Source organism: Sphingomonas aerophila (assembly GCF_014199305.1).
GTDB lineage: Bacteria > Pseudomonadota > Alphaproteobacteria > Sphingomonadales > Sphingomonadaceae > Sphingomonas > Sphingomonas aerophila.
The window spans coordinates 1-13,486 of the sequence record NZ_JACIJK010000012.1 but is presented as its reverse complement, the minus strand read 5'-3'; the positions used below and the strand labels follow the sequence as shown (position 1 = coordinate 13,486).

Annotated in this window: 9 protein-coding genes and 1 pseudogene; 4 read left to right on the top strand and 6 right to left on the bottom strand. The window is 60.5% G+C overall.

All coding sequences use genetic code 11. The features are described from left to right. Positions 1–822 precede the first annotated feature (822 nt). Positions 823–2,082 (top strand): hypothetical protein, encoded by a 1,260-nt coding sequence (locus FHS94_RS16590; protein WP_184059951.1) that lies wholly within the window; start codon positions 823–825, stop codon positions 2,080–2,082. Positions 2,083–3,354: 1,272 nt separating this feature from the next. Here FHS94_RS16590 and FHS94_RS16585 read toward each other — a convergent pair. The 4 genes from FHS94_RS16585 to FHS94_RS16570 form a co-directional block, all read right to left on the bottom strand. Beyond that, positions 3,355–4,617, bottom strand: a complete 1,263-nt coding sequence (locus FHS94_RS16585; RefSeq protein ID WP_221234831.1) for a surface lipoprotein assembly modifier — start codon at positions 4,615–4,617, stop codon at positions 3,355–3,357. 110 nt (positions 4,618–4,727) lie between these two features. Next, positions 4,728–5,843 carry a transferrin-binding protein-like solute binding protein gene (locus FHS94_RS16580; RefSeq protein WP_184059947.1) on the bottom strand — a complete coding sequence of 372 codons (1,116 nt, stop codon included), beginning with the start codon at positions 5,841–5,843 and terminating at the stop codon, positions 4,728–4,730. Positions 5,844–6,085: 242 nt separating this feature from the next. After that, positions 6,086–6,337 (bottom strand): hypothetical protein, encoded by a 252-nt coding sequence (locus FHS94_RS16575; protein WP_184059945.1) that lies wholly within the window; start codon positions 6,335–6,337, stop codon positions 6,086–6,088. A gap of 232 nt (positions 6,338–6,569) precedes the next feature. Continuing rightward, the gene (locus FHS94_RS16570; protein ID WP_184059943.1) at positions 6,570–7,763 is read right to left on the bottom strand and encodes a hypothetical protein; all 1,194 of its coding nucleotides are present in this window, start codon (positions 7,761–7,763) and stop codon (positions 6,570–6,572) included. Positions 7,764–8,262: 499 nt separating this feature from the next. On the opposite strand from FHS94_RS16570, the gene FHS94_RS16565 reads away from it, so the two are divergent. Continuing rightward, on the top strand, positions 8,263–8,781 hold the full coding sequence (locus FHS94_RS16565; protein ID WP_184059941.1) for a MucR family transcriptional regulator: 519 nt from the start codon (positions 8,263–8,265) through the stop codon (positions 8,779–8,781). Between the two features lie 408 nt (positions 8,782–9,189). Continuing rightward, positions 9,190–9,921 (top strand): NYN domain-containing protein, encoded by a 732-nt coding sequence (locus FHS94_RS16560; protein WP_425506197.1) that lies wholly within the window; start codon positions 9,190–9,192, stop codon positions 9,919–9,921. Between the two features lie 237 nt (positions 9,922–10,158). Here FHS94_RS16560 and FHS94_RS16555 read toward each other — a convergent pair whose 3' ends face one another. Both FHS94_RS16555 and FHS94_RS16550 read right to left on the bottom strand, forming a co-directional pair. Continuing rightward, the gene (locus FHS94_RS16555; RefSeq protein ID WP_425506196.1) at positions 10,159–10,659 is read right to left on the bottom strand and encodes a TlpA family protein disulfide reductase; all 501 of its coding nucleotides are present in this window, start codon (positions 10,657–10,659) and stop codon (positions 10,159–10,161) included. 67 nt (positions 10,660–10,726) lie between these two features. Further along, positions 10,727–11,371, bottom strand: coding sequence for a hypothetical protein (locus FHS94_RS16550; protein ID WP_246348723.1), 645 nt, complete (start codon positions 11,369–11,371; stop codon positions 10,727–10,729). Positions 11,372–12,235: 864 nt separating this feature from the next. Between FHS94_RS16550 and FHS94_RS16545 the strand changes: the two are divergent. Beyond that, positions 12,236–13,183, top strand: a pseudogene (locus tag FHS94_RS16545) (recombinase family protein); the annotation flags it as partial. Positions 13,184–13,486: the final 303 nt, after the last annotated feature.

Here is a 13,486-nt window from a genome sequence, read left to right as displayed (position 1 = left end):
GCCCAAGCCTCTAAAGACTGAATGCCTGCTCATTGAGAAGACTTGTGGCAGCTGTCACGAGCTGCGCTCCTGCAAATGGCTTGGGCAGCAAGGCCCTCTTTAGGACGCCGTACGCTTGCCAGTCAGCAGCGCTGTCTCCGGTGACATGCCGGTCCGGCATGGGCAACCACGTCGTGACGATGAGAACAGAGATGGAACTGAGCGCGGAGCGAGGCGGATTGGGATAAGCCCCTTCATGATGCCACGGCGAACGCAACTCGTGCCAGCCGCCTCGTGCAATGAGCGTTGCCGCAGACTCACGTGGAGGAGTGTCTGGTTTCGCGACCAGCCGGACGCTTCCCCCGGGCCAGCCCCGCCGTCCTGAGTTAAGGTACTCTAGAAAGGTGGTGCCGCTTGCAGGACTCGAACCTGCGACCCCCGCATTACGAAGGCTACTCAAGCAAACCGCTTTTTCATTGTGGACCAGTGATTTACGACAGCCTTTTCCATCCTCTACCCTGTTGACCCATAGCCTTCCCAATTGCGGCGACGTCCGGGATCAGCCCGCTTCCAAGCTAACGCGCTTTGGATAGGAAACAGTCGGAAACTCGACCTGCGCCAGACCTGCTGCGGCTCTCGCAGCTCAGCAATAAGTGGCGGACTAGCGAGCGCGGTTGACCAGCCTGATTGTGACTGGCCTGGCCCTTGATCGCGGGGTTCCAACCAGAAAACTGGTCGGCCCTCGCTCGCTCATGGACATTTTCGCGTGCTTCGAGAACGTTCGGTTCGGATGGGGCAGAGCAGCAAACCCTGATAACCTGATCCGCTGCAAGAGGGAGCGTTATGAAGCGGTTGCTGGTCCTATCGTTGGCGCTGCTGGCATCGAGCATAGGCGCTCAGGAGGCTTTCTCAGACGCGGCAACGGCCGGTAACGAAGCGCTCGACCGGGGTGAGTATCTCCGGGCGTTGACCATCTTCAAGGCAGCAGCGCTGAAGTCCGATGGCACGATCGCGGACGAGGGGGCCTTTCAGGCATGGGAGCAGGCCCTGCCTATGGTGGCGGGTGAACTGCCGGTCGGCGGCTTACGCCCGCGTTCGGGAGAAGCGCCCAGCCCCGACCCGGAGATGCTTGCACAGCTTCGTTCGGCCATTCCCCACGACGCTGTTGCGGAGATAGTTGCTCGCGCCAGAAGTACTCGCATTGTTGTCTTGAACGAGGCACATCTGAGTCCGCGAGATCGAGCCTTCGGATTAGGGCTTGCTCGGGCACTGAAGCCTCTGGGCTACACGATCCTAGCTGCGGAGGCGTTCAACAACGACGTCGATCCCGGCCCGAAGACGCCGCTCGGTAAGCTTGCCAGAGACGGGATCGTCAGGCAGTCGACCGGTTCCTACACGGGGGACCCTGTGTTCGCTGCATTCGTCAGAGAGGCGATGGCTCTTGGCTATGCGCCTGCGGCATACGACTGGCGTTTCGACCAGTTTCCGAAGGCAACAGCCTCCAGAGAGGAATCAATTGCTGTGCGGGAGGAGGCACAGGCGCAGAACATTCGCACAGCGCTTCTGCGCAGCGACCCCAAAGCCAAGGTGCTCATCTATGTCGGCTACAGCCACGTTGCCGAAGAACCAATGGAGAGCCGGACGGGCGGAAAGTCGCTGTGGATGGCCGGCCGGCTAAAGCGCCTCACTGGCATCGACCCGCTTACGATCGATCAGACAACCTTGGTCGACACGGCGCCGTCGGTCGCCGCCGCATACTCCATCGCGTCAGCGCACGTCACCCGACCAAGCGCGCTATTCGCGGCAGGCATACCGCTTGTCGTCGGACAGTACGCTGGGAGAGTAGACCTCCAGATCGTGCACCCTCACCGGACCTACCATTACGGCCGCCCGGGTTGGCTTTCAGCGCTGGGCGGCCGTCCTCTCGCTATCCCGGCAACGTTGCTGCCCACGCAAGGCCAGCGCCTGGTCCAAGCGTTTGCGGTCGGGGCGCCCAAAGATGCCGTGCCGCTTGATCAGGTTCTTGTCGAGGCAGGCAAGACTGCACCGATGCTGCTGGTGCCGCCGGGCAAGGTGCGGTTTGCGGTTCAGGATCCCAATTGAGGATTACGGGAGGGCGTTGATGCGCGGAGGGCGGGCCGATTGGGGAGGCAAGGTTGAAGATGTTTGGGGTTGCGCGGGCGAAGCCGATAACTGATGATTGCCACCGCTATTGGGAGAGACCGGATGTACAAGGTCGGTGCTTTTGCACTCTGCTTGGCTTTGGCATCGCCGACGGCAGCACAGAGCATTCCTGCTCCAAAGCCCAATCCAAATCTTCGTTGGTCTGATCACGGGCTAGGCGCTGTTGCAAACCTAGGACCTTCTCAGAGGAATGTAGCTTCCGGCGAAGACCGCGTTTGCCTCGAAATGAAATCGTCGCGGAGACTGGTTTGTCATACACGCAATGAGTGGCAGGCAATTGCCCGCGGGATGCAGTCGCGTCCGGAGAAATGATTGCCGCCGGCGGAATTGGAAACGCTTCGCGCTTGCGCCTGCACACGATCTACCGTCACTTGCCTGGAGACTCTGACGGACTGTGGGCGGGAGCAGGCATTGCCGCACCCATTTGAACCGTCGCGATCACGGCAGGCTCTGTGGCTCGGGAACGGGAAGAGACTTCAGTATCGCCCGAAGCTCCTTGTTCCTCGCCGCATACCTGTCGCGATCGCAGCCAAAATCTGCAGAATAGAACTGGTCGACTGAGGTGCCGAGCCAACGAATTGACATGCCGCCGTTGTCAGTAACGTAAGGTCCGTCGCATGGGACGCCACGCAGGGAAAATGCCCGCACATCTTCGCCTGCCATCGTCTGAGGAGACCGCCGAAACACTTCCATGCGTCGGATAAGGTCATCGAGCTGCTTCGACGCGAGCAAGAAGCACCTGTGCTCGCCGTTGGATCGATTCAAATAACGGCCATTCCCCTCAACGTCGATTGTGATGTCTAGGCCCGGTGCCCAGATCGCCACTTGTCGCAGCGCGGGAGGTCTTGGCTCGCTGCATGCGGCTAGCCAGAGTGCAATGGCGGGAACGATCGCGGGCCGCATTGACCAACAGTGCGCGACCGTCAGAGTGTCCGCAACTGGGCGGCAAATCCCCGTCGTCTTTTTTCGTTGGCTTGGCGCGTCTTAACCAACCTGGATCTTTAGGAATTCACGAATAGTCACTTACACAATAGCCCGAATGTCGCGATCTCGCGAGTGGTCGTCGCACGTTTGCGGACATGTGCTGACGTGTACATACGACGAGAACAGTTCTCGCCCACTTGTCTTAGCGAAGCTGCTCGCCAACAGGTTTTCACTCGACCATGTTCGAGACGATAAAACAGGAAAGGTCTAGAAATATCTGGCTAGCGTAACCTCAAGTCTGCTTCTTCTGATCGAATATAAGCCAAGGGAGGAGCTAATACGATTATATGTCCAGTTTACTTGAGGAGAAAAGCCATGCAATCGTAGTATCCGATTGCCAACGGTCGCGCGAAAGACAGCGCGATTGTCAAGTCGAGGCTTCAGATCAAAAAGGGGGATGGCCGCATCGAAGGTCGCCCGCGACACGCCCACGCTCGCCCCGACGTTGAACCCGCGCGGCAGTTCACCCCCGATCCCAACGTTGCCGCCAACCTCTTTGCTTGAGAACGCGTTCTCGTGGAGCCACTCGCGCCGGACGAAGGGGCCGATTGACGCGACGATGGTGCGGGTAAGCGCGTGCTCAAACGTGCCATAAACACCGCCTTGCCACCCATCATAGCCGCTGTCGAAAAAGGCTTGATTGCGGCGGACGTCGATCTGAAAACCCAGACGATCTGCCCGTCCGAGAGTCATCTGGCCCCCAAGCCGAGCCCCGAACTGCTGCGTGATCGAGCGACCACCAAACCAGCGACGGGCGTAGGTACCCTCGAAAGAAACGCTGTTGGTGGCGGTCAACCGATACTCGGCTCCCGTGGCAGACTGCACGGCAAAGTCGTCAAACTGATTACCCGAGTAATTGGTGCCGTTCGCGTCTAACTCCGCCAGAACAGATATCTTGGCAGTGATTGGCAGCCTAAGGCCGGTAGAGAGCTGCGCCGTTGCCCCCAACCCGGAGGTCGCCTTCGCGTCCTCGTTCAAGTCGGCACTATATGCTGCATTACCGAGCAAAAGAGTGACAGATTTCACCGATGTAGCATTATTAACGTTAGTGTCGGGCGCGAGCCCGACGTTGACATCGAGCCGCCACGCTCTGCCGCTGCGGATCGTATCACGCGCAGTTCGGATCGTTCGCGCGACCTGCTGAGGCAGATCGGCGTCTTGTTGAGCGATACGCAACTGTCGATCTGCGCTCGCAGTCTTCTTCAAAGCCATAAATGCCTGCGCGAGCTCCAGTCGAACCCGCGTTTGCCGCGGATCGTTCGCGAGGATGGCCATGAACTGATCCGCGGCGCTGGCATAATCTCCCGTCCGCGACGCAATCAGACCACTTAGGAACGCCGACTTCAGTTTAAGCCCTGGCGCTTGCCTGAGGACGTCCACGAGTGGCTTAGCTTCGGCATAGCGACCTTCGGCCACGAGCCGCTCGGCCGCTCCGAGCAACTGCGTTGGCGTCAACTTAATCTGGCACACCCCCGCGGAGCATGACTGCTCCGGCCGGGCCGCTACAGGTGACGCCGCAAGGCACGTCGCAGCCGCCGCAAGACCTATTAGCCTCATAGCGGCTCCTCCGGTGGATCGATTTACTTCTTTGTGCCCGTGAAGCCGCCGAGGATGTCAACGCGCTGATTAGGGATACCGCCGACGATGCGGAAATTGCCGCCAACGTTCTTGGCATCCGGTCCGTAGAAGGCTCCATCAATTGAGCTCGCCCCAGCCGTTGATGTGCCGGCGCTTACACTGGCGAAATCAACCGGCGTCGCTTTCCCATCGCTGGTGAACCCAGCAGCGGTGAACTTACCGGAAAACGCATTGGAGAATGCACCCCAGCCCGCTGTCCCAGTCGCACTAAAGGTCGAACCAGCGGGTATGCTGAGCGCAGCGTCAGAGATCGGCGTATTTTGGACGAACGCCGGTCCGACGGCGCCGGAAAGAGTAAGCGCCACCTTTCTAGAGGCAAAATCGACATCGACAGCGCTGCTCCCGGAAAGCCACTGCTGTGCCGGCGCCGAACCATCCCTCTGTGCCACCATCGTCGCCAAGAACTGGCCGTCAAAACGTGCCGTTCCCTTGGTTGGTGTCTGGAACATCGAAGTTCGCGTACCGAAAACGAGGACGCCTTGTTCTGACGTAGATGATCCATCGGCGTTTCGCTCGTTCCGTTCGAAGCCGGCGAGGGAAACAAACGATCCAACGCTGTTTGGTCGTTGATAGAAGAACGTCAACGGCACCGATCCGTCGAGCACGGACAGGTAATTGAAGCCCGTTAGCAGCGGGACCTGTCTCTCTACGGTAGTTGGATCGGCGGTCGTGCGGTGGCCTGGGTCTTGAAACGTAATGCTCCGGCTTACCTTGGCTTTCTCGTCGGCGAGCGTCATCACGAAGATGCCGTCGCGAGGATCATAGCTGATGGACCCGGCAGGAGAACTAGCTGTGCTGGCGTTACCCTGATAGAGGCTAGTGTTGTCGGAGTTGATGGAAAGCGAGTGCATCGCACCGAGCACATCGAACTTGGCCGCCGCTGCGACATCGAACATGTTCGCCTGAGTTGCAGTGCTTCCCGCTGGCGGCGGCAGGGTGATGCTTTCTGCCGCTGGCAAACCTCCGGTTCCGGCAAACGAGCCAGCTGAGGAGAGACCGCCTCCCGCTCCACCGCAGGCGGCCAGCGGCAACGCAAGGGCAACGATCAACGAGCGCATTCAAACCTCCCACCCTGTACTCTCGGGAGACGCACTACCCTCACGTACTTAACAAAGCGTTTGCTGCGCCTGTTTGTCATAGAAGCTAAGCTATCCGGATCAGCACAACGCCGGCCGTCCGAGCCGCAAGGTGGTTGACGCCGATAAGCTCAGTCGCAGACGGAGAACCGGTAAAGCTCGAGCTGAACGAATGGCCACTTCCGGTCGCTCGGACTTCTCGCCTGCGCGTCCATGTTTGGGCGTCAGCTGCCGGTCGCAATCAAAGCCGCAAGATGGTCCCGCATCCGCTCGCGCTTCGAGGCAGCGTAGCGTTGATGCCGCCCACGGACGTCGTCGTCGTCAGCCCAATGGCTCAGTTCTTCCCAAGCGTTCTTTTCAGCGCGATTGAGAGCGAACGGATCGGGCACGGCAGTATTGAGCTCGGGTTCGCTGACATCCCCGCCATCCGCCACGCGTTGTAGAACTTTGAGGAGAAAAGCGCGAGCGGCGGTCATTTTGGCACTGTGCTCCACCTGCGGGATGTCCGCTACTGGGCGTTCGCAGTTGTTCGCGCCGACCCTGCCCGGAACGGCAGCTCTGCCCCTGAGACTCCCGTAAGCTGCCGTTCTGCTTGCCACCCATCAGCGGACAGTCGTTGAGCGCAGGCCAAGCTTTTCCGCTGCCCGAAGCTGAGCGTACAAGCTTTGGCTCCGTGCCGCTGCCACGCCCAGAGACGGCTTGGAGTCCTCACCAGCCAAGCGCATTGCGTTGCAGGGGAATGTCTACAACTCCCCCCGCCGCAGCCAACGCCTGTTGCACTTCGGCGCGCTGAGCGACCTTCGCTCGTCGAACCTGGCGCGGGTCGCTGGGCTGGCCAGCAATCGGATCCGCGTAATGTGCCAGCTCCTTCAAAGCGTTTGCGCGCAGCGCTGCATGTGAGAGCCGCCTGACAAGCGACGCGGCCGCACCGACGTCGTCACCGAGACAAAGTCGCAGGTCCGTGACAGTAGCAGGGTCGTCGCTTTCGTGCGCGGTCACCTCTCGAAGCAGCGCTTGCGCCTCGTTAGCTTCGCCTGAGAGCGCGAGGGCGCAACCGCGTACGCTAAGCGCCTGCATCTTCCCGTAGGGGCTCATCTCGCGTTTCAGGAACTCAGCGCTTACCGTACGAAGCGCGTCATCATACCTTGCAAAGGCGATCTGCTGAGAGCCCAAGTTTATCACCTGGCTGACATTGGGCATGCCGCTCTCGCTGACGGCGCTTCCGCTCGCGAACGAGGCAGTCATGCCCTCGTAGTTGCCGGCCATGCTGTTCGCATAGCCGAGTTCGTTCCACCACCACGGCAAGGTCTCGCCCTGGTCCGCAAAGGGTCTCTTGCTGTTGATACGGCCCCGTGCGGCTTCAAGGACAACGATGGCATCGGACGGACGGCCGAGCTGACGAAGCGTGTTGGCCTCTGCGATGATCAGGCGTAGCGAGTCTGGATACCGGTTCTTGAGGTCACGCGATCGGCGCAGATCCGCCTCGGCAGCTGCCCGCAAATTGGGGGCTGGTTGGCTCGCGGTGCGAAGATCAGGGTTGAACAGGACTTCAGTGATCGCCGAGACGCTGGTCAGCCCTGCCATCATTGCCAGCGCGCCCGCCCGGTCACCCTCGGCGAGCAGGCGGCCAGCCAACAAGGCTTGAGCGCTGCCGCGTCCGTCATCGATCGTAAAGGATGGATCGGCGGGATCGTAGGATGAAGCGGCCATAACTGTGAGCAAGCGCTTATCCAGCGCAGCTAAGTTTGCTTGGTCGAGCGAGCGGTGCAGACCCCACATCCAGCGTGGGTCAAGTCCGTTGAGCGCGGCGCCACGGCCCTGTGTCATCGCCTCCGCGGTTTCTACCGCTTGAGGGTAACGCTTGCCGATATAGTCGGCGAAGAAGCGCATCGTCCAAGCCATGTCCGACGCTTCGGTTAGTGCCGTCGCCCGCCGCGCATACTGTGCAGCCTTTTCATTTCGATTTGCGCGAGCGTTGCAGACAATTGCGAGATCGTAGGCTGCGGCAAGAAGTTTGTCCGGCATCTTATCTGGCTTGCCGTCCACGACTGGGCTAATCTCCTTCAGCGCCTTTCCGCAGTCCTCCTCCTGCGCGGCTATGGCTGCTGCACGAAAATGCACAATAGCTGCCGAATTGGGACCCGGCTCGCTCTCGGCGCTCGCGAGTGGAAGCGGGGCCGCGGCAAGAGCCAGCAGGCAAATAACAACCAACTTCATCTGCTTGTCCCCGTCTTGTCCCCAGCTCGATCTTTGCCCGTGCTGACGGATGGCGCAACCGGCTATTCAGAGCATGTTTGCGGCCAGGGAAATCAAACATCGATCTTTGCTGAACATTGGGGTGGTTTATGATCCGTCATGGATGTAACCGGTTCCACTCAGATCAGCGGAAGGCGTACCGAGAGTGACCGAAGACCCCACGAACACCGTACAACTTGCAACCGAGCTGACGATCGCCTGGCTGGCCAACCCGAATACCCGGACCGATTCCGATGCCGTGCCGGCTTTCCTGCAATCGATGCATGACGCGGTCGCGAAGCTCAACGCTTCGTCCGCGCCGCAGGCCGAAGCCGAGCCCGTCCAGGAACACACGCCGGCCGTGAGCGTGCGTAAGTCGCTGGCGAACCCCGATCACATCATCTCCATGATCGACGGGAAGCCGTACAAGACGCTGCGTCGTCACCTCACCACCAACGGCCTCACGCCTGACGAATATCGCGAGCGCTATGGGCTAAAGGCTGACTATCCGATGGTGGCTGCGAACTACTCCGAGAGCCGCCGCGCGATGGCGAAGAAGATCGGTTTGGGCAGGAAGCCTGCGCAGCAGGTTTTGGATAACGCTGGGGCAACAGCTAAGACGGTTGGGAAGAGCGGCAAGGCGGCGATCGCGGCTGCTAAGAGGGTGCTTGGCTCGGCGGAGTAGCGAATGAGACACTCCTTCTCGCCCGCTTGATCGAAATGGCTGAGCATGGCGGACGGTTCATCCGCCATGGTGTCCAACACTGGCGCGGATGCGCGGCCTATGCGCGCAGATTGGGCGCGGTACCCACTCGGTACCCGCTATGTCCAGGTTTGGTCGAGCCCTGCCTTTCCACTTTCGGGCGACTAGGGGCGATAGCTGCCGTTTATCGCAGCCGCTGCGCATGGCGGCTGGCCGCCCAGCTCCAGTTACTGTCGAACCCTAAAGAGAACCGTCGCGTCTCTTGAGCCTGCCACCGGCGGGGTCTCGGATCCCGGGCGTAAGCTGCGCGGCCCAGAAGTCGGATTAGAGCAACGTCAACGCCTTCAGCATTAACTGCGCACCATGTCGCTCGTTGCCCCTCTTCCCCGGTTGGCTGTCCTCATCGATGCCGAGAACATATCGCCCCGCATCGCCCGCCGCCTCTTCGAAGAGATCGCAACGTTTGGTGAAGCGAGCGTGCGACGCATCTACGGTGATTTCTCGGAGGAACGGCTCAAGGGCTGGGCACAGATCCTTACCGACCACGCGATCATACCCCAGCAGAACTTCGCGCTGGCCGCGGGCAAGAATGGGGCAGACATCGCACTGGTAATCGACGCGATGGACCTTCTGCACAGCGGCCGGCTCGCAGGATTCTGCCTGGTGTCCTCGGACAGCGACTTCACCCGCCTCGCTGCGCGCATTCGTGAGCAGGGTCTCGACGTGTTCGGCTTTGGTGAGGCGAAGACTCCTAAGAGCTTCCGACAAGCCTGCAAACGCTTTGTCCTGACGGAAAACCTGCTTCCCCGGTCTGAGCCTGCTGCACCAATGGCCAGCGAAAAGGCTGCGGTCGAGCCCTCTGGTACACCCGTTACTGCACCGCGCAAGCCTGCGCAGGCAGCAGCTATGGTCCGACGGGCGATTGCCCAGCTTGAAGATGATGAGGGCTGGGTTCATCTCGGAGGTCTCGGGTCACGGCTTCTGGCAATGGATCCCGAGTTCGATCCACGCACGTATGGTTGCGCCAAGCTGACGACGCTGATTGAGCAAGCAGGCGGGTTCGAGGTACGCCGCGGCGGCGGCATGTCTGTGCAGGTCCGGCAAAGGAGTGACGCGCACTAACGTTTAGCTCTGTCGCCTTTAGAAGCGACAGCTGTCCTGCGCTCTCACCGGTGCTTGGCCGCCGTCGCAACTCAAGGTATGCCAGCCGTGGTTAGGTCGCGTAGCTGCGGGTCGGCTAAGTCCCAATCGCTAACGTTGTGCGCCACATTAGAAAGTGCCACCCTTGGGGCCGTCGGCGCCACTCGATTGGTAGATTAAGCCAGATGCAGCCCGCTGCTGCATATACGAGCTTGCTAGCTAGCTCGCGTGCGAATGCTCGTTCAGCAATGGAATTAGCTCGCGGTTGAGATCATCGAGCTCAAGCGCACTTGCCTTGACGTAGCGCACCACTCCTGCGCGATCGATGATGATGTTCGTCGGCACGGCAGGCACGACACTGGATATGCCCTTGATCCGGCGCACTGACGGGATTGCCATTGCCGCGAATAGCTGTTTCATTCCCGCCGGCGCCGAAGCCTCGATCGTAATCGCATATATGCGCAATCCGCGATCCCGCAGCTTACGATAGTAGGCGTCGAGCAGCGGCAGCTCCCTGCGACAGGGCACACACCAGGTCGCCCAGAAGTTCAGCACGACCACCTGCCCCTTCAGGCTCTCAAGGGTGACCTTCTCGCCGCTAATCAGCGTCAGCTCTACCGGCGGAGCGGGCTGGCCGACCTTGGGCTGCTTGGCCGGGGCTGTCGTTGCCGCCGCGGCCGCGATCGAAGCCGCCAATACCATGTTCAGTCGCTTCATCATGTCTCCGGAGTCGCAAGCAGCTGGGACGCGACGATTTGCCGCGTCCCAAGTGCAGTCAGCTGGAAGATTAGGCCGCGGGCTTGGTCGCGACAGCGGGTGAGAGAGCCGGCTGAACCTGCACCGGCATCGCTGGCGCTGGCACGTTCACCTGCATCGGCGCTGGAGCCGTGGCGTTGAACGCCAGAGCGACGTCCTCACCGATGAAGGCGGTCACTGGCGCGCCGGTCGGGATCATGGCGCTGGTGCCGGTCATGAAGAAGCCCGCAACGGGCACGAACGCGATCGCGCCCACGACGCCAGCAGTGCCAGTCACGCCCTTGTCGTCGAAGGTGCCCGATAGGCGAATCTGCCGACCGTTGACGGTGACGTACATGACCTGAGCCGTCAGATGGCCCGACTTGCCCCACATGCCCTTGTTGCGCACCTCGGTGACCTCACCGACTGCGGGCGCCCCGACTGGGATAACGGTTTGACCGTTGACCAGCACGGCCTCTGCCACCTCAAGGTTGAAGTGCTGGCCCACGCGAAGCTGCTTGCCCTTGGTCGTGAGTGTCTGCGACATCCTGAGCGGGACCTTCGTTCCGGTGCGCAGAACGGCTGCATCGGTGTTTCCGACCGCGAGCGGCGCTGGTATCGGCGACGAGTTCTGCGCGTAGGCTGCAGGCGCAACGACGAACAGCGCGCATGCGAGCGCGCGTACAGTGATGGTCATCTTATTCCCCCCTCCGAATCGGCCAGCCCCCCGGCCGAGAACGTGAATGAGATTACTTGTCACACGCCAAGTCAAGAGACAGCATTGGGTACTGAACCACTCCGGATGCTTTATGCATGCGCAGATCAGTGTCGTGTCACGGTTGGCTCTCCTCAGTAACCGTCGCCTCTAGCTCGATTTGCAGTGTTTGCCCTTGCGCTTCAGCTCACGGATGCCGGCGACAAGCCCAGACCAGCCCCGATATGCTGGTTAGCAATGCCGCAAGCCCAAGCAGCACGGGTGCATCGATGATGATCATAGCGCGACTCCTCTCCCGACCGGGCTACGCCGAGTCGGGTGCTGTAGGACAGAACATTCGGAGAACTTTTCTGTCCGAAGTTCGGCCCGACGCGTCTGAGGTATCCCCAATCATGATGATCGAGGAGCTACCCCGACCTTGTACTTCTTTGCCTCTTCAGGATCTCCAAAGCCCCGCTTGCCTTTGCGATCGCGACCTCAACAGCGTGCAGGTCCGCCGCTAGCGCCAGTTCCGGACGAGCTGTCATGGACACGATAGCTCCGAGCACCGCCTCTGACTTGCTGGCCAAGCACATAAGATGATGCCCACTCGGACCGATTAGCCCGTTGATCCAGTTGCGAGCGGTGCGATCAGTGACGTTTGTCCAGCGCTGAATCTGCTTGGCCGCATTCCTGCTGGTCCCAAGCTCGTTTCGCAGCGCCTGACAGACCGCGGCTACGTACTGCGCTTCGGTTAGCTTTGCCGCCGTGTTTGGAAACGGCTTGCCGGTTTCAGGAAACATGTTTCCGTTCCTCTAGGGTAAACGGCGGCGTCGGGCGTACGCGCCTCCCGTTCAGAGGCCGCCCATGGTCATCAACTGGAACACGACCGAGGACGACGAACCGCCACCTCCAACCCGGGTCCGAGCGGCCGAGTACGTCCGCATGTCGACCGAACACCAGCAATATTCGACTGATAACCAGGCCGCCGCAATCCGCAGCTATGCAGAAGCGAACGGTTACGAAATCGTCCGGACCTACGAAGATGATGGAAAGAGCGGCTTGTACCTCTCGGGCCGTTCAGGACTCAAGCTGCTGCTCGCCGACATTGAGGCCGGCAACACTGATTTCGACGCGCTGCTTGTTTATGACGTGAGCCGCCTTGGTCGTTTTCAGGACCCGGACGAGGCCGCTACTCACGAATTGCGCATTCGAACGGCTGGCATTCAGGTCGAGTACTGTGCCGAGCAGTTCAGGAACGACGGCTCAATAAGCTCCACCATCATCAAGACCGTCAAGCGCACGATGGCAGCCGAGTACAGCCGCGAGCTTTCGGTGAAGGTGTTTGCAGGTCAGGCCAACCTTATCCGACGTGGCTACAGGCAGGGCGGCAATGCCGGTTACGGCTTACGCCGACTCCTCATCGACCAGAACGGCGAGGCGAAAGGCGAGCTTGGTCACGGAGAACACAAGAGCATCGCGACCGATCGCGTCGTGTTGGTGCCGGGACCTGCAGACGAAATAGCGGTAGTTCGGGAAGTGTATCGCCAGTTCACCGAGGAGGGTATTGTCGAGCGTGACATCGCCAACCGGCTCAACTCACGCGGGCTTGTCACCGATCTTGGACGTCCATGGACTCGCGGAACAGTCCACCAATTGCTTATCAACGAGAAATATGTCGGCGATAACGTTTGGGCACGGACCTCCTTCAAACTGAAGCAGGAGCACGTTCAGAACGCAGAAGACGAATGGGTTAGGGCCGAGGGCGCCTTCCCTGCGATTGTCGACCGGGATGTGTATACCCGGGCTCGCTCCATCATTGAGGCGCGCTCCGAACGGCTGAGCAATGAAGCCATGCTCGAGCTGCTGACCTCTGTTTACAAGGCGCGGGGCATGCTTACCGGCCTGATCATCGATGAGGCTGAGGATGTTCCGTCTAGCAGCGCTTATCGTACGCGTTTCGGAAGCCTTCTGCGCGCCTACGAGTTGGTCGGTTTCGCACCCGACCGGGACTATCGGTACTTAGGGTCAGGACTCATTGGTTATAGCCAGAAGATGACGGTGGCCGCGAGCGCGACGGCAGAGAAGAAGACGGTTGGGCAGCGGTCGTAGCGAGTG